Origin of the sequence: Sinorhizobium medicae, assembly GCF_007827695.1 — a bacterium.
In the GTDB taxonomy this organism is placed as follows: domain Bacteria; phylum Pseudomonadota; class Alphaproteobacteria; order Rhizobiales; family Rhizobiaceae; genus Sinorhizobium; species Sinorhizobium medicae.
In genome coordinates this window covers 1-17604 of record NZ_VITA01000028.1, presented here as the reverse complement: position 1 = coordinate 17604, position 17604 = coordinate 1, and the positions used below count along the sequence as shown (strand labels likewise).

Sequence of the window (17604 nt, the reverse complement as noted above, 5' to 3'; positions counted from 1 at the left end):
ACGCACCATGCGGTCGCTGCGTTCGGGGAGAGGTTGGGTCGCTCCCGCTACCGCAGGAGCTGCTTGAAAAAAACCTCCATTGGACTATCGGCCTCCTCACTTGGCTCTTCCGTTCCGTTTGCCGGTTGTTCGGTTGGTGCGTCGGCTTTGGCCGCTTCCTCGTTTGGGGGGACTTCTGCAGCCGCCTCGTCGGGCTTCGGTGCAGGATCGCCACCGATGATCTCCTCGATCGAGAGCTGCTGTTCTTCTTGTTTGAAAGCCTTGTCTTTTAGCGCCTTGTCCAGCGTGCCGCCGAGCAAATCCCTAACGGCTGCGCCAGCGCCGTCTCCGTTTAGGAGGTCTCCAATCGGCAACTTGTCGATCGGCAGTCCGAAATCCTTGAGCTTGGCCAGTGCGGCATCGGGATTCTTCAGCAAGTCCGAAAGGTCCGGGTAGATGCGAGGTGCGGCGAAGCTGCCTTCGACCACGACGGGGACGCCGACGCCGTCTGTCGAGATTTCGGCGCCCTGGCCTTGAAGCGAGGCGACGATGCGGGGTTCCAGCCGGAAGTTCAGGGTGCTTTGCGCGAGGTCGGCCGCGCCCTTCCCGGTCATGCGGACCAGCGGGCCGACAAGCTTGATATCCTCGGTGCGCGCGACGCCACCCTCGATGGCAAAGGAGGCCCCAAGTTCGGTGAAGGTGGTCGCTTTGCTGTCGTCCTGTTTGAAGCCGGACGACATCAGCCGCACGAGGTTGTTGTAGACATCGGCGATGTCGATGCCGCGAATGGCGCCATCCGCGAAGGTTACCTCCGCGGTGCCCTGCAGCGATTTCGCGAGCGTCTTGGTCGTGCCGCCCGCACCGGTCACGTCGAACCGGGCGTTCAATGCGCCCTCGAGATATCTGAAACCCGCCATGTCGGTCAGCAACGGCGCGGACGAAGCGCGCGAGATGGAGGCCTGGAAGGCGATAGATGGCTCCGGCTGCGAGCCGTCTGCCTTCAGGCTCGCGACAACATGTCCGCCGTAAAACGGACTTTCAGGCAGCGTCAGGCTTGCGACGCCTTCGGAGACGACCAGCATGGTGGTGACCGGCCCGGCAAAGACTCTGCCATAACCGAGCTTTTCGGCATTGATCCCGATTGTCGCATCGACCGATCGGAGAGATGAAAGATCCAGCGGAACATCGGCGCCTATAACCGCCTTCGCTTTTGCTTTGGCTTTCGGCTGAGGCGCGGGTGCGCCCGCTCCCGCGAGCCGCGCAAGATCCAGCTCCGCGAAGTCTAGCGACGTCTCGATCTTCAGCGGCGTCGCGAATTCCACGGAGCCGTTGCCCTTGGCTTCGATGCCGTTGACGGAAACGGAGGCCTTGTCGAAAGAGAAGCCCTGCGCGCCTGAAACGACGTTGCCGCTGAACGCCAGCGGGCCGACGCTCTCCGCACCGCTCTGCCCAAAGCCCGAAAGGAAGGCAGAGAGGTCGGCAACGGAAAAATCGAGCCTTCCGGCATAGGTCCCCGGCAAGGCGGCTTTGCCATCGAGAGACAGGCGTGCGTCCGGCATCTGCATTTGGAGCTTGAGCGGGATGCCAAGGGAGGCGAGATCGCCCGTCAGCAGAGTATCTGCAGCGGGAATTTGCAGATCCACGTCAACCGGCTTGTTGCGCCATTCCAGCCGGCCCTCCAAGCGCACCGGTTTGCGGAGGCTTTCGATCCGGGCCGAGATCTTCTTCGCCTTCACCTCCCGCATCGTTTCATCGGCAAGGGGCAGCGCGAAGCTTGCATCGCGCAGGCCGATCGTCCCGGTCAGATCGATCGTCTTTCGGATGGAGTCCGCGTCAAGACCGCGAAAGGTGAAACCGGCGTCGATCGTCAGGGCACCGGAAACCGGGACAGACCGATCCGCGAGGACTGAAAGACTGCCTATGTCGAGACCCTCGCTGGAGAGACGGCCCCGGAAGAGAGGATCGTCGGAGCGCACGTCCGTAGCGACGTTCGCGGTCACGACACCGGCATCGATGCCCAACTGTCCGAGTTCCACTGCCAAGTTTCCGTCCTTGAGTTCGGCCGAGACGGAAACATCCGACGCGGACATCTCGCCGAAGGTGATAGCAGCCGCGTTGATGCTCACATCGGCATCGAAGCCGGTCAGGAACTGCAAGCCTGCCTGATTGCCGACGTCCGTTTTCGTGCCTGTAGGGGGCACTTTCGACGGCGACGGTGCCGGCGTGGTATCGACGAACGGCGTCAGGTCGAGCCTGTCCGCGTCGAGATCGGCAAGGAAACGCGCACGCTTGCCGGGCAAGAAGAGCGCGTTCAGCCCGAAGGCCTGTTCGCCGGTTTCGACTTTACCGCCGCGGATCTGATAGCTGCCATTCGCGTTCAGGGTCACTTGTCCGCTGGCCGAAAGGCTGGTCAGCCCCGGCGCGGGAGCGGGGTCTGCCTCGACCCTCAGGTCGAGGTCCGCAGGCTGGCGTCCCAGCAAGGACCGCAAGGTCGATATTGTGAAGCTGGCCTCGTAGTTCCGTTCCCCCATGCGGGCCGACGCGGAAAGAGAGAAGGTGTCATCGATATCGGGAACAGATAGCGTCAGCTCGACATCGGAAACGACCTCCTCGGGGCGTGCTGCGCTTCGCCGTATGAACGTGCCGGAGGTAATCGAGACCGAGTCGACAGCGCTTCGTTCGAGCAGCGCGGCGAGATCGGGAAGCGGGTCGCTCGAGCGGGCCTCTCCGCTGCCTTCTTGTGCCGGCGTCGTTTCATCCGCCGCCTTTTCGTCAAGAATTATGACCGGCCGATCCAGACTGATCTCCTCGATGCGCAGCCGATCCGCCCAGAGGGAGGAAAATGCGACCGAGCCGGTCACCTGCGCAAACTCCGCTGTCACCCCTTCAGCTTCCGCGGAGAGCGTCACATCTTCGGCCACGACCGCCAGAGAGGGGAAGGCGGAGAACTTGACGGGGCCGTTGAACGCGATCGAGCTGCCGGTCGCCGACGACAATTGCCTGCCGAGTTCGGCACGCATCCAATCGCTGGAAATCAGGCTGGGCAGAATGGCAATTGCGGTGACCGCGAGCGCGGCAGCACCCAGTACACAAAGTATGACGCGCCGCATCGCACTCTCCTGGTTGTGAAAGCCTTTGATTCGCTATCGTTTTCCATAAAGCGCGATTTCGCAAACGTCTTTCTCCGCTCAGATGTTCTCGGGCGTGTAGATGTCGAATGGCAGGAAGGTTTGGCCGGGCACGCTCGCGGCCTCCCGGTCGATCGCGCCGATCATCAGGCTCACCGATTCCCGGGCCAATGCCGAGGCGGGCGTCGAGATCGCCATAAGCAATGTTTCATCGGCAAGTGCCGCGCGCGATTCCGGCGTCAGCTCGTTGACGACGACGAGCAGCTTGCCCTCGAGCCTTTCCTCCCGGATCGCCGAAATGGCACCCTCCATGCCGCCGCCACAGACATAGAAACCGAGGACATCGGGGTGGCGTTGCAGAAGATCGAGCGTTGCCTCATGGGTGATCTCGGGCGTGTCGAGGTTCACCATCGTGTCGAGGACTTCGAATTCCGGTGCGTTCTCTCGAAAATACGAGCGAAAACCGATCTCCCGCAGCTCGTGTCCGTGGAAGCGGTGGCTGCCGACGAAGGCGGCGACCTTTCCCGGCCGCTTCGCCGCCTTGGCGATCATCCATGCCGCCGTTCTGCCGACCTTCTGATTGTTGAGGCCCACATAGGCCTCGCGCACGCCGGCGGCAAAGTCGGAAAGCAGTGCGACGACGGGAATGCCGCGATCCCTGAGGTCCTCGACCGCGGCGGTCACGGCCGGATAATCCGGCGACACCAGGGCGATCGCCTGATTGCGCGCCGCCATGGCCTTCAACTTTTCGATGATCCCTTGCGGCGTGGAGCTTGCGACGAAATCCACCTGCGGAACGGCACGCACATGCGTCACCGCAAGGGCCGCGGTTTCGATCTCCTTTGCGAGCGCCTTGTAGAATGATTGCTCCGGCTTCTGCAGGAGAAAGCCGAGCCGAAATTGCGGCAGGTCCTCGAAAACCCGTTGGCGAAGCAGGCCGACCGCGTGGTAGCCGATCGCCTTTGCCGCATCGTAGACGCGGCGCGCCGTTTCCTCGCGCACGGGATGACGGCCGTTCAGCACCCGGTCGACCGTTGCAACGCTCACGCCTGATGCGCGGGCCAGATCCGCAATCGTCGGCCGTCTCGTCATGCCTCCTCCGTGATACTATTCCCTCACAGGTGACGTAGTCACTTGCAAGAATTTGATAGAATATATCATGACTGCATTGAGAACCGTCGAAAGTCAACTATCCTCGGAACATCGAATGAAGGCGCCGATCGGGAGTGGGCGCTGTTCGAAGGCTGCAGCGGCCTTGCGCATCTCACGAGAGTCGCGGCACTGTAGGGGAGGCAGGGGATGACGGCAGTTCCGACCAAGCGCGATTACAGCCTGCTCGGCCGCGATGCCGAGGCAGCCGTTGCAAGCGGCCTCGCTGCGGCCGAGTGGTACCACACGGAAATTCCCCGCAAGCAGATGAAAGAGCTGATGAAGCGCGAGGATGGACCTGCCATCCGCGATACCGCGATCTGGCTCGGCAGTCTGGTCCTTCTCGGCGGTTTTGGCATCTATTTCTGGGGCAGCCTGTGGGCGGTGCCGTTCTTCCTCGCCTATGGCGTGCTTTACGGCTCCGCTTCCGACAGCCGCTGGCACGAATGCGGCCACGGCACGGCCTTCAAGACGATGTGGATGAACAACGCCGTCTACCAGATCGCCTGCTTCATGATCATGCGCAATCCCGTCACCTGGCGCTGGAGCCACACGCGCCATCACACCGATACGGTGATCGTCGGCCGTGACCCCGAGATCGCGGTCATGCGGCCGCCGGATCTGCTGCGCCTCGTGCTCAACATCTTCGGCATCATCGATGTCTGGCATGCCGTGGTCGACATGGTCAGAAACGCCTTCGGCGTGATTAGCGCCGCTGAGAAGACATTCATTCCGGAAATGGAGCAGCCGAAGGCGATCCGCGTCGCCCGCATCTGGCTTGCCATCTATCTGGCGACGATCGGGCTCTCGCTCTATCTCGGCTCTATCCTGCCGCTGATGCTTATCGGCCTGCCGCGGCTCTACGGCGCGTGGCACCATATAATGACCGGCCTCCTGCAGCATGGCGGGCTTGCCGACAACGTGACCGACCACCGTCTGAACAGCCGCACCGTCTATATGAACCCGGTCAGCCGCTTCGTTTACTGGAACATGAACTACCATGTGGAGCATCACATGTTCCCGATGGTACCCTACCACGCGCTGCCGAGGCTGCACGCCATGATCAGGCACGACCTGCCGGCGGCGAACCCTTCGATCCTTCACGGCTACCGTGAGATGATCCCGGCATTCCTCCGGCAGCTGCGCAACGAGGATTATTTCCTGAAACGCGAATTGCCGCCGACGGCGAGGCCCTATCGCGAAGAGCTGCACAACGACCGGCTCGTTTCTGCCGCCGAGTAAGCGGACCGAGGCTTACCAATCACCATTGAAGGAGGAAACCATGAGCTCGAACTGGGTCGAGGTCTGCGCGGCCGACGAGATCGACGAGGAGGACGTCATCCGTTTCGACCATGATGGACGCACCTTTGCCGTCTACCGCAGCCCCGACGACGAGTATTTCGCGACAGACGGGCTCTGCACGCATGAGCAGATCCATCTCGCCGACGGCCTGGTGATGGACGACATCATCGAATGTCCGAAGCATAACGGCCGCTTCAACTACAAGACCGGCCAAGCCAGGGGCGCCCCCGTCTGCGTCAACCTCAGGACCTATCCGGTCAAGGTGGAGGCCGGCAGCGTTTTTATCGGTCTGTCTTAGGTCTGTTGTGATTAGCGTCGTGGAACTTCTTCCTCTGGATCATCCTCGTGTTCTGGTCATCCACCCAAGTCGTCATCCTCGGGCTTGACCCGAGGATCCACGTGCAACCACAAGGGCGACGTGGACGATGCGTGTGTGCAGGGTGATCGCGCGCAATGCCCCAGATGGTCTTGAGATTGGGTCGCTTGTGAATGGATCCTCGGTCAAGCCCGAGAATGACGACTGAGTCAAGCCCGAGGATGACGACCGAGGGAAGGCAAACCCGGCGAGGGCCCAGTAGACAAGAAACGTGGCCGCAAAAAACGGAGGAGAACATGAGGCAGATCGTTATCGTCGGCGCCGGCGAATGTGGCGCGCGGGCAGCCTTCGCGCTCAGGGAGCAAGGCTTTGACGGAGAGATCACCCTGATCGGCGCCGAGCCGCTCCTTCCATATGAGCGGCCGCCGCTTTCGAAGGATGGCCTGGCCGCTGCCGCAGCGCCCAAATTCATTGCGGCGCCCGAGCGCTACCACGAGGCGAAGATTGCGGTGCTGACCGGCACTGCGGTCGACGCCATCGACCGTGCGCGGAAGACCGTCACGCTTTCGGACGGGCGATCCGTCGCCTATGACCGGCTGCTGCTTGCCACCGGCGCCCGGCCGCGCGCGTTCCCGGGCATGTCTTGCAGCTCCGCACGCATCCGCATGCTGCGGACGCATGCCGATGCGCTGACGATCCGCGCCGCACTCGCGCCCGGCCTCAAGCTTGCCATCATCGGCGGCGGCTTCATCGGACTGGAGCTTGCCGCGACGGCCCGCAGGCTCGGCGCCGAGGTCGTGCTTGTGGAAGGCCTGCCGCGCATTCTCTCCCGCGGCGTACCGGAGGAGATCGCCGCCGTCGTCGCCAAGCGGCACCGGCAGGAAGGCGTGGAGATCATCTGCGGCGCGGGCATCGCCGCCATCCAGGAAGGCGCAGGCGGCGCAAGCCTCCTGCTTGACGGCGGCGGCAGGATTGACGCCGATCTTGTTATTGTCGGCATCGGCGCAGTGCCAAACAGCGAGCTCGCCGGGGCTGCGGGCCTCATGATCGATAACGGCATCGCCGTCGACGAGAGGCTTTGCACCTCGGACCCCGACATTCTTGCCGCAGGCGACTGCTGCTCCTTTCCGCTTTCGCATTATCGCGGACGGCGGGTGCGGCTCGAAGCCTGGCGCAATGCCCAGGACCAGGGGGCGCTCGCCGCGGCCAACCTGATAGGCGCGGGCGAACATATCGCCAGCGTGCCGTGGTTCTGGTCGGATCAGTATGAGCTTACGCTGCAGATATCGGGCCTCGCCGAAGGCACCGCCGCGACCGTCCGCCGCGACCTGGAGGAGGGGGCCTTCATCCTCTTCCATCTCGATGGCGAAGGCCGGCTGATCGCCGCAAGCGGCATCGGCCCCGGCAATGCCGTCGCCCGCGATATACGCCTGGCCGAAATGCTGATTGCCGCAGGCGCGAAGCCGGATCCGCTGGCCCTTGCGTCACCCGAAATCAGGCTCAAAAAGCTGCTGGCCGCCTGAGCGCAGCCCGCGCTCTGCCTTTCCAATTCAGGAGCATGTCATGAGACACCGCCGACCCACCGTAGCCGATCTCCTGTCGATGAAAGGAAGGCGCCAGCTCACCATGCTGCGCGTCGTGACGCTGGAAGAGGCGGACGCCGCGGAGAAGGCGGGGATAGACCTCGTATCGGTGCCGCCGGCCTTGCTCGGGCCCGCCTTTCGCGAGGCGGCCCCTTCCGTCTTCGCCTTTCCGGGGCTCGAATATGGAGACTACGTCACGGCGGAAGACTATATGCGCGCCGCGTTCCAGGCGCTGAAGGCGGGCGGCGATGCCGTCTATTGTGCGGCCAGCCTCTCGACCGTCCGGCGAATGCGCGAGGAGGGGATTCCCGTCTGCGGCCATGTCGGGCTGATTCCCTCCAAGGCGACCTGGACCGGGGGATTTCGCGCCGTCGGCACCACGGCCGCAAGCGCCCTCGAGGTCTGGCGCCAGACGAAGGCGCTTGAAGAGGCGGGGGCCTTTGCGGCCGAGATCGAGGTGGTGCCGGACGGCATCGCCGCCGCGATCAGCGCCCGCACCTCCATGCTGATGCTGTCGATGGGAGCGGGCACGGGCTGCGACGGACAATATCTCTTCGCCGAGGACGTGCTGGGAAGCAATCGCGGCCACTATCCGCGCCACGCCAGGACCTACCGCAACTTCGCCGCCGAATACGACCGCCTGCAGCAGGAGCGCATCGCCGCCTTCCGCGAATTCGCTTCCGACGTCCGCTCCGGCGCCTATCCGGAAAAAGGCCATCTTGTCGGTGTTGAGCAAAAGGAGCTGAGCGCTTTCCTCGCCGAACTCGAGGGCGGGCGCTGAGCGAGACGAGCTCACCTCCCAGTGGGGCCGCCTGGCCGCCTTGATCGTCATGGATCGAGGCGGTCTTCTTTCTGCTCCTGGCTGCGACGCCAAAGATTTGCCAGCAACGGCGGATTGTGGAATATGGCGGCGAAAGCGGAATGCCCCTGTCTCGGGTCCAAACTCGAGGATGAACTTCTCCCCTCAAACGGTGAGATGGAAGCTCAGAGGGCGCCGCAAGTCTCCTTCGCCCCGCCTGCGGGGAGAAGGTGGCCGGCAGGCCGGATGAGGGGCAGCAAGCACCCCGCATCCATCGATGAATCCGATCGAGGCGGGACGTGAAGCTAATTCAACAACATCTCCGGGTGACGGCGGCACTCATCGTGCGGGAAATGTCGACGCGCTTCGGCTCGAAACCGGGCGGGTACCTCTGGGCTATCTTCGACCCTGTCGCTCATGTGGCGATGATGACGGTGATCTTCCAGGCGATCGCCAGGACGCCGGCACTGGGCTTGAGCTTTCCGCTGTTCTTTGCGAGCGGATATCTGCCCTTCGCCTTCTATCAGCGCATGTCTTCCTTCATGGCCGGCACGGTGAAGGCCAATAAGGCGCTCTTCTCCTATCCGATCGTCAGCCCCTTCGATGCAATCGTTTCGCGCTTTATCCTGCAGCTCATGACCGATACCCTGGTGACGATCCTCATTCTTGTGATGATCCTCGAACTCAGCGGCGTCGCCCAGCCGATGGACATTGCCGGCATGATCGAAGCCGCGGGTGCTGCCGCCCTGCTGGGCCTCGGCATGGGCACGATCAACATCGTGATGTTCGCCCGGTTTCCGCTCTACGAGCAGATCTTCGGCATCATCAACCGCCCGCTCTTCATGGTATCGGGCGTCTTTTTCCTGCCGGACTCGCTCCCGCACCCTTTCCGCGATTACATTCTCTATAACCCGCTCGTGCACATCATCATGTGGTTCAGGGCAAGCATCTATCCGGAATACCGCGCCTACGGACTGGACAAGGGATACGTTATCGAGTTCGCTCTCGTCTGCGCAGTTGCGGGGCTGGCGCTGTTGACGACGTCGACGCGGGAGATACGGGAGGATAGGCTTTGAGCGTGACCTATCAGGCGGCGGCAACTGCCGCGCGTTTCATCGAGTGCAGAAGTTCGAGCGCTTCTTCGAAGGTGATCGCTTACTTCAGTTGAGGACGAATTATCATCCCGTATAGAGAATAGGCAGCAGAAAACACGATGACGGTAGGCGGCGATCGATAGCGAGCAGATGCCGATCTCGGAGAGAAGGGCGCAGGCGACTACGGGAAATGCAAGTAGGTATGTGGCGCATGAACCTGCATGCGTTGCCCGCTGTCTCCATTGAACGCGGAGGAGGTATGCTAAAACTCCTCGTTTATTATCTCGTCGGCGCGGGGCCTCGTGTCGTCATACTTGTTGGGTAGTCGATAATAACCCTAATCCTTTGCTATGGGGAACGGCTTCGAGAGGAACTGAAGGAAGGGCGGCCTCTTCATCTCACGTATCCGGCGCTTGATTGACTTGTTGTCGGGGGCGAGGAGGCGCGCTTTTTCGAGACGTGAAAGGGCGATGTTCCTGTTCCCCATTGAGAAAAGCGCCTCGGCGGCTGCGCGGTAATGGGTTGCTCTATTGGGCTGTATCGAGCAGGCGGCGTCAAACATGAGGGCGGCCTCCTGATACCTCTTGGCGTGAAACGCACTCCGTCCTTTGCGCGAGGCCTCATCCGCACTTTGGGGGGCTCCAGATGGGGAAGCCTGCCGCTCTGTGTGCTTATTACTCCGTATCCACTCACGGAAAAGATCGTAGAGGGGAGCATTGGGGTTGACGATCCGCTCGCGGTCGTCGGTGTCGAGGACGCGCGCACCAAGGAGGTTTACGCGGTAGTAGTCGATCCTCTCTGTTATCGAGAGAGTAGCGTTGTCCGTGTACGACTTCTCGGTGACGGTGAATTTGCCGAAGCTGTAGAAATCTTCGAGTAAGTAGGACAAGAACCGGAGCCGGCTGTCTTGGTCGACGGTGAAGCCCTCTTTAAGAAGGCGCAGGACGTCGCCAGCCTTGGATGCGCCACGGTTCAGAGCGTCGTCAGCATAGAAGGCTTGGGCGGTATAGATGCACGGCCGGTCGAACAGGATAGACAGGACGCCTACGCCGGAGTTCATAAGCAGAACGTAATCCGTGAGTTCCAGCAGGTCCTTGATGTGCATGTTGCCGACGTCGATGGCGCCGGGGACGGTCTCTTGAACTGACGAAAGCGGATGCTTTTTGAAGACCACCACCCAATCGGGTGGCAGCCTCTTTGTCACGTCCCGAACGAGGTCAACGAAGTTATCGAATGATCCGATCGGGCCGGCGAAGTGATTGACGGTCGTGTCCGAGCGGGATTGGAAAGGAACAAACAGGACCTTCTTTTGCGGCGGGATGCCGAGTTTTTGAAGCGCGGCACGTGCGCCGATGCGCTCACCCTGTTTTTCAAGAGCCGAGCCCGAGGAAGTTTCGGCCGAAATGTAATCCTGCACCCGCCGCAGACGACCGGCGTCAAGTTCTGCAGGCCAGTGCTCGCGGCGATAGCGCGTGCTTTCACAGCAAAAGCCGGTATCGTCAATGAACATGGAGTCGGTAAGCGCGCCACGCTCAACGACGTAGAAGGGAATTCCCGCCGATCGCACTCGGTTGTAAACGGACAGCCGCATGTCATTGGCGTAGGGGTTTGTGAAAATCACCCGGTTGATGCCGTTGGCGCGGACATGCTCGATGATGTCCCGCTCCTGGAAGTCTTGATACCCCTTAACCTCCAGATCGCCCCACAAAGGCAGGAGAGCGGGGTTATAGGCGAAGGTGCCGCGCCCGAATATCAACGACCGGCCGCGCTTGGCATCCGGCAGAGAGGGCAATGTGTGGCCCTTGGCGTCGAAGGACTCATTGCTGCTCTGAAATATAGCTTTGTTTGCCCGATGGAGTTCCGGGTTGCGCCAGGCCGTGTCTCTCGGGTGGTGGGCGTGAAAGATGTAGATCGATTTGCGGGCGAGAAGCTCGCCATGCAAGCGGAACTGTGCGCGCCAACCTCGATAAGTTGGGTTGTGGGCGTATCCACCTTCGATGAGCCAACGATGGTCCTTCGGAGACATGAACTTGTTGGTGCCACGCGTCAGCCGGTAGGCGAGTTCCAGATCTTCCAGCCCCCAACCCTTGAACTGATCGTTCGAGCCGCCGATCGACAGATAAAACATGCGGTTGATAACGAGCGCCGAACTGGCGGGTAGGGCGAAATCAACAAGCGGCCCGCCAGTCAGGTGGTCGTGAAGAATTTCATTCTTCGATAGCGTTCCAGCAAGGGCCGCCTCGGTCGCTTGTTCGCTCAGATAGAGGCAGGGGACAGTAAGGAAGCGGTTCGAGTGCGTATCGAGCCCCTGAACGTGGATCTCGTCGATAATGTCCTGATAGAAACCGGGATAAGGAAAAAGGTCGACATCCTCGAACATGATGAATTGCGAACGGGACAGCGAAGCGCCGATGTTTCGGGCGCCTGCGAGGCAGAACAGGTCCTTCTCGGTGTTGTGGCGAACGTAGTCGAACCCGATCTCGGCACATGCGGCCTTCAATCGTTCTGCGTCCTCAAAGCTGGAGCCCTCGTCAATTACAAGGAAGGTCACAGAGTCGGGCATCCGAGTGTCTAACGACCTGAAGCGAAGCCGCTCGATCATGTCGTAATGTGCTGCGACCCTGATCGTTATCAGTACGGTAAGGACCGGGGACTCGGCAGCCGAGTTCCGGACCAGGGCGGGTTGCTCATACCGCATAGGGAAGCGACCTTTCTGTCATTGAAAGCGCCGGGAAAATTCAGAAGCTGGCCGTCATTGTCAACCCACAAAAGCGCAAGGCTCGTTTGATCTGTAGATCATTCCGTTTCGAGCGCCGTTTTTCGTTACCCAAAACGACCAACAACAACACACTTGCTTTGCGTTTTCTTCACTCTTCGCTACTGAAGGCTAACGATCAAAAACGCTCGGGAGGGGAAATGTCTGTTGCGATGCATAACGCACTGCTGGAATCAGAAACACGGCAGGCGAAGCTACTTTTCGAATTGGATTGGCGGGTCGATGACCCGTCTACATACATTCTAGACGATGTAGACACGCCGTGCGAGCGGTCGACAAAAATGCGCGCAAAATATTATCAGGAGCTGCACGACGAAAACGATGCTTACCAGGTAAACAACTGGCTTGTCGCCGAGAAGGCATCGATCCTGAAGGCAAAACCAAAGACGCTGGTCGAGGTCGGTTGCGGGAACGGGGCTTTCTCTCTTTCCACCGCGGAGGACCTGGAGAAGGTCTTCGCCGTCGACTGGGCCTTGTCTCCGAAGTTTGGCGACCGACCTGAGAATGTCGAATTCGTGCAGGCTGATGTAACCCAGGATCGCTTGCCTAAAGCGGATGTTGTTTGTTCTGCAGACGTGCTTGAGCACTTCACGCCTTGGAACGTCACCAGGGTTCTTGAGAATTGCGCGAGTGCAGCGGCGCTGCAGTATCACGTCATCGCCTGTTACGACGACGGGCATAGTCATCTCACGGTGATGTGGCCCGCTGCGTGGCTCGCCTCATTCTGGCGGTATTTCCCGGACGCGCGCCTGACAAGGATTGACTGCCGGCGGGAGAAGCACACGCAACTGGTCTGCGTCATCACAAATATTACATGATGCCATCACTTCACCAGAGGATGGTGGGGGCCCTCGCCAAGGATGAAGAGGGCCTTCCTGCTCGAATAACTACACAACAAAGAAATCGCTCGCAGTCATGCCGAGGTTCGTGCCGACCGTGGCGAAATGAACAGAACCGCCCGCTCCGTCGCCATCGCTGTCGTAGAGCAGCCTTCCGGTGTCGCTATCATAAATAATTCGGTCGTCGGCGTCAGCAGCTAGGCCCGTGGTATTCGTTACGAACTGCGCCGCAGTCAACGTGCCGGTGCCGACGATCCCCGTAAAGACCGCATTCTCCAATCGGATCGTATCATCCGCGACAACGAACCCGTTGATCGTGTCGACGTTGTTCGTGGCATCCAGAGCGTTACTGAAATTAAATGTGTCTAAGCCGGCTCCGCCGGTCAGGCTGTCATTGCCGAGGCCCCCATTGATCAGGTCGTTGCCGAGGCCCCCGTCAATTATATCGTTGCCGGCAAAGCCGCTGAAAGTGTTGTTGCCGGTATTGCCACTCAGGGTGTTGTTCAAGGCATTGCCGGTGCCGTTTATGTTCCCGGTGCCAAGGAGCACAAGGTTCTCCACGCCACCTTTGGCGACCGCGGTGTTGCCGAGATTGAACGAGACTGTGGATTGAACGGTGTCCGTACCCGCGCCCGAGTCGGCGGCTTCGTCAACGATATCGCCGGTGTTGTCTACGAAATACGTATCGTTTCCTATGCCGCCGCGCATGTTGTCTGAGCCGCCACCGCCATTGATTGAATCATTGCCCGCGAACGTGCGGAGGAAGTTGGCTGCCGAACTGCCGACGATTGTATCCTTGAATTCAGTTGCTCGGATATTCTCGATGCTGGTGAGAGTATCCCGGGATCCAAAGCCGTCGGTCGCAATACCGGTACTGAGATCGATGCTCACACCCTTTGTGGCGCCTCGCTGGAAATCGCGGTCGTATCGAACGGTGTCGATGCCGGCACCACCATTGATATTGTCGCGTCCGCCAAACCCAAAAAACGTCTCATCGACCGAGGACCCCATCATCGAGTCCGAGAACTGGGTTCCTCTGAATTCCTCGAAATTCTGGAAGGTTTCCGAAAAACCGAACTGATCAACGACGGTCCCGGCCGTGGCGTTGAGGTTGATGCCTCTTATCGCTGTCGGGGAGTCATAAGCGTCCTGGAAGTTCAGAATATCAAAACCGGCTCCTCCATCGTAGGTGTCTGCACCGCCGCCGCCTGTGACAAGGTCATTACCCGCATTGCCGTTGAGGACATCGTTTCCAAGGCGCCCCCAGATTTCATCATTACCGAGGGAGCCGTTGATCGTATCATTGCCGCTCGCGAGCCAACTCTCGAGTCCAGAACTATCGAACGCGGCCGATGCGTCTTGGAAAAGTTCAAGCGAAATATTCAGCCCGCTAATTGTTTGTATCAATCCCGTGCCGTTGTTCAGAAGAACCTCAATCGATGTGATTGTTCCTCCGACGGCATCGCCACTCGCGTCAAAACTGAACCCCGTGCCCACGAGCTTCATCTTGAGACCGTTGTCGAGCCGATAAAGCACCGAAGTGCTGGTAGTGGTTGAGCGACTCGCCGTGCTCATGTCCACGAGCTCGCCAAAGGACGGGTTAACGCTGACGCCACTCAACGGTGGGTTGTATTGATTTGGGTAAAGTCCTGCTGGGAAATGATACGTAATTGTAGCCATGATTTCCTCCGGGAGCCGGGACGTTTCCGGCCAAAAAAAATGGTGAACATGAATAAAAAATGCATGCGTTTTCGAGCAACTATAAGCTGCCAAAAATATCAGACGGCGGCTTGGTTGTCACATAGCCCATTTTGGGTAGACACGCATGACCGCCGCGAGTTCGTTTTTCTGAACAAGTGCGACCAGAGGCAATGAATCGTGAAGAGCGTATACGGATGAACGGTTCTGGCGCGGTTTTTAGCGATTCTGGCGGATGCTCGTCTTTTTGGATCGACTGCCGAAGACGATCACACGCAACTCGCCCCAGTGATTTCAAACATAACGGAGCAGACCGTATCTAGGGCATTTGGGGAGTAGCCGAAGCGTGTTTCATGAAATGGAGAAGTTCCAGCGCCTCTTCAAATGAAATCATCTTCTTCTCATGCGGATGGAAATATTTGGGATAGAGTAGATAGGCTGCAGCGAACACCTCTTCCACGCTACGCTTCGCCGAGCGGCGCAAGCAGGATTGGCGATCATCAGTAAGTCCCCAACCCGCATAGAACGGCATGCCAAGGCAAGTTACCTTTATTCCTCTTATCAGCGCTTCGAATCCCGAGAGTGAGGTGATCGTATAAACGTGATCGATTGTTTCGAAGGCATCCGCCAAAGCAATGTCGTCATCGAGAACCTGCGCGATTGGTCTAACCTCTTCCGGACTCGATCGGGCGAGTCTGGTGCCGTGCAATACTTCCGGATGCGGCTTGTAGATTACTTGTGCATCTGGGTTCTCTTGAACGGCGAGACGGACGAGATCGTTGTTAGTCATCGGGCGCGAACAGCCCTTGATGATCGACATGTCATCCTCTACTTGACCTAGAACCAGTATTCGCTTGCGGTCTTTCGGGCCGTAGATACGGTGGACATCGACGTCTTGGGACGTGTTGTACTTGCTCAACCGGCTGCTGACCAAGCGGTTCATTCCCGTTCGTGCTCGCAACAGCAGAGCTGGGTCCGCCGAAAAGTGGTAGGTCTCTATGAGGCGTTCAAGTGTCGACTGTGAGCTGGGGTCGTAGTAAAGGACAGGAGAATCGAAGCAAAGAGAAAGTGGTGGCGCCTTGCTGGCGCCCAAAGCAACTGAGCGAATGAATCCGTCTTCTATTCGGATGAGATTAACGCGACTTAGCCTTGAGAACCTTTCGATGAAGGGAGGGTGCTTGTAGCCCCATACATATATTTTCGGATCCTTTGATACTAATATCAACGGTGCCCAGACCGCGTGAAATTCCAGCCAGGAAATTGTCCGCCTTTGGCAATATATCCTTTCTTCGGGAAGCCAGCTTCTAATGAAGTCCTTCCAAGGGCTTAGCCCAAAGACAAATGCTGTGGTCATTTTCGCGACGGCCTTTCGACTGTTCCCTGCCGTGGATCTGCGGAGAAGACATAGTTTGACAACAAGGGCACTCTTGCTCGTTTTAATATGTATTTCTCCGGCTTAAACGAGACTCCCAATCCAGCGAGGTTCGTACGATGAAGTTAAGGTCATCGTGGCAAGGCTCCCAGGCAAGTTCTCGGGTAATCCTCATCGGATCTGCCACGACGGATACAGCATCACCCGGGCGCCTCTCGACAATTCTTACGGGGAAGTCGACGCCGGATGCTTGCTTCACCTGATGCAAGACGTCCAGAACTGAAAAGCCTCGGCCATATCCGCAGTTCGCGACAATGGAGCTGCCTCCTGCCCGCATCCGCTCCAGGGCCCTTAAATGTGCGTTTACCAGGTCGGTGACGTGGATAAAGTCACGGATGCAAGTGCCATCGGGAGTGGGATAATCGGCGCCGTAAACGTCAATTCCGTTGCGTTTCCCCAATGCTGCTTCGCAGGCGACCTTGATTAGGTGCGTAGCGCCTGCGGTTGATTGGCCTGTGCGCCCATGAACGTCTGCGCCCGCGACGTTAAAATAGCGCAGCACCGTGTATGTGATGTCATGAGCAAACGCCGCGTCCTTGAGCATTATCTCGGTCATCAGCTTGGACGAACCATACGGCGATTCCGGCCGTAAAGGCGCGGCTTCATTGACCGGACCGTTTCCGTCTGGAGTACCATAGACGGCTGCGGTCGAAGAAAAAACAAAATAGCTGATTTTGGCTTTCACTGCTGACGCGATCAGCGCCCGTGACTTGACCGTGTTATTATCATAGTACGTCAAAGGATCGGCGACAGACTCGGGAACCACGACTGACCCGGCAAAGTGGATGATTGCTTCAATATCATGGCTAGCAAAAATCCTGTTCAGAAGCTCAGAATCGCCGATATCGCCTTCATAAAATTTGGCTTCCGGCGCTACCGCCCAGCGAAACCCAGTGGAGAGACGATCAAGGACAACAACGTCTTCGTGCGCGTCGAGAAGGCACCAAACCATGTGGCTCCCGATGTATCCGGCACCACCTGTTACCAAAATTGTCATTTAATCACTCCTGCAGTGTTCGTTCGGGGACGATTTGGGACCAATTAGACCAGAATTGCGTGGATAGGAACTCCGGGGCCGAGCTTCATAGACGCATGGACGGCGCTTTTGGCGGCTTCGAGGCAGGCCAGTTGGCTTTCTGGCTACCCCGTCTCGCGGAGTCATTATGGACCTAGCGGGCATCGTTCAATGCTTGACGAATGCGTCTAATAGGCACATCCACGACGAATCCTTTGGGACGAAGACACTAGTCGCAGCCGCATTCACTTTCTTCTCTTTCTAAGGAGCTGTATGACAGCGCAAGTGCGTGGTCACGAATACTTCTGTTTAGGTGGATAATCCGGTCAACGGACTCCACGGAATAGCGAAAAGGAAAAACCGTTGAACGCATTTATGCAGGCGAAAGCGGATGGAAATGCCGGTGGCACCGTGCTGGAGTCGATCGGCAGGACGTTGGCGACGGCGACGAACGGCATCAGGGCGCTTGCCGACCATCTGTCGAGCGACAAAAC

The 17604-nt window shown here is 59.1% G+C and carries 12 protein-coding genes and 1 pseudogene; 7 read left to right on the top strand and 6 right to left on the bottom strand.

Annotated features, from left to right (window positions below):
* Nucleotides 1–47: 47 nt before the first annotated feature.
* Together FB009_RS29385 and FB009_RS29380 are read right to left on the bottom strand one after the other, a co-directional pair.
* Nucleotides 48–3089: an AsmA family protein gene (locus tag FB009_RS29385; protein ID WP_102045296.1), complete on the bottom strand. Its 3042-nt coding sequence runs from the start codon at nt 3087–3089 to the stop codon at nt 48–50.
* A 78-nt stretch (nt 3090–3167) separates the two neighbouring features.
* The gene (locus FB009_RS29380) at nt 3168–4199 is read right to left on the bottom strand and encodes a LacI family DNA-binding transcriptional regulator (RefSeq protein ID WP_101804816.1); all 1032 of its coding nucleotides are present in this window, start codon (nt 4197–4199) and stop codon (nt 3168–3170) included.
* Between the two features lie 207 nt (nt 4200–4406).
* Between FB009_RS29380 and FB009_RS29375 the strand changes: the two genes are divergently transcribed.
* The 5 genes from FB009_RS29375 (at nt 4407) to FB009_RS29350 (ending at nt 9332) form a co-directional block, all read left to right on the top strand.
* The gene (locus FB009_RS29375; RefSeq protein ID WP_101804815.1) at nt 4407–5498 is read left to right on the top strand and encodes a fatty acid desaturase family protein; all 1092 of its coding nucleotides are present in this window, start codon (nt 4407–4409) and stop codon (nt 5496–5498) included.
* 40 nt (nt 5499–5538) lie between these two features.
* The gene (locus FB009_RS29370) at nt 5539–5856 is read left to right on the top strand and encodes a MocE family 2Fe-2S type ferredoxin (RefSeq protein ID WP_101804814.1); all 318 of its coding nucleotides are present in this window, start codon (nt 5539–5541) and stop codon (nt 5854–5856) included.
* Nucleotides 5857–6170: 314 nt separating this feature from the next.
* Nucleotides 6171–7397, top strand: a complete 1227-nt coding sequence (locus FB009_RS29365; protein WP_101804813.1) for an NAD(P)/FAD-dependent oxidoreductase — start codon at nt 6171–6173, stop codon at nt 7395–7397.
* A 40-nt stretch (nt 7398–7437) separates the two neighbouring features.
* A complete protein-coding gene (locus tag FB009_RS29360) occupies nt 7438–8238 on the top strand; it encodes a 3-methyl-2-oxobutanoate hydroxymethyltransferase (protein ID WP_101804812.1) in 801 nt (266 codons plus the stop codon).
* A gap of 317 nt (nt 8239–8555) precedes the next feature.
* Nucleotides 8556–9332, top strand: coding sequence for an ABC transporter permease (locus FB009_RS29350; protein WP_101804810.1), 777 nt, complete (start codon nt 8556–8558; stop codon nt 9330–9332).
* Nucleotides 9333–9687: 355 nt separating this feature from the next.
* Here the strand turns inward: FB009_RS29350 and FB009_RS29345 are convergent, their stop codons facing one another.
* Nucleotides 9688–12048, bottom strand: a complete 2361-nt coding sequence (locus tag FB009_RS29345; RefSeq protein WP_101804809.1) for a galactosyltransferase-related protein — start codon at nt 12046–12048, stop codon at nt 9688–9690.
* Between the two features lie 218 nt (nt 12049–12266).
* Between FB009_RS29345 and FB009_RS29340 the strand changes: the two genes are divergently transcribed.
* Nucleotides 12267–12944 carry a class I SAM-dependent methyltransferase gene (locus FB009_RS29340; protein WP_101804808.1) on the top strand — a complete coding sequence of 226 codons (678 nt, stop codon included), beginning with the start codon at nt 12267–12269 and terminating at the stop codon, nt 12942–12944.
* Nucleotides 12945–13013: 69 nt separating this feature from the next.
* On the opposite strand, the gene FB009_RS29335 is transcribed toward FB009_RS29340, so the two are convergent.
* The 3 genes from FB009_RS29335 to galE all read right to left on the bottom strand — a co-directional run bounded on the left by FB009_RS29335 (nt 13014) and on the right by galE (nt 17092).
* Nucleotides 13014–14645 (bottom strand): calcium-binding protein, encoded by a 1632-nt coding sequence (locus FB009_RS29335; RefSeq protein ID WP_162305080.1) that lies wholly within the window; start codon nt 14643–14645, stop codon nt 13014–13016.
* A 337-nt stretch (nt 14646–14982) separates the two neighbouring features.
* Nucleotides 14983–16017 (bottom strand): capsular polysaccharide export protein, LipB/KpsS family, encoded by a 1035-nt coding sequence (locus FB009_RS29330; protein ID WP_101804806.1) that lies wholly within the window; start codon nt 16015–16017, stop codon nt 14983–14985.
* Between the two features lie 82 nt (nt 16018–16099).
* Nucleotides 16100–17092 carry a UDP-glucose 4-epimerase GalE gene (gene galE, locus FB009_RS29325; protein WP_101804805.1) on the bottom strand — a complete coding sequence of 331 codons (993 nt, stop codon included), beginning with the start codon at nt 17090–17092 and terminating at the stop codon, nt 16100–16102.
* 393 nt (nt 17093–17485) lie between these two features.
* Here galE and FB009_RS33450 point away from each other — a divergent pair.
* Nucleotides 17486–17604: pseudogene (locus tag FB009_RS33450) on the top strand (KpsF/GutQ family sugar-phosphate isomerase); the annotation flags it as partial.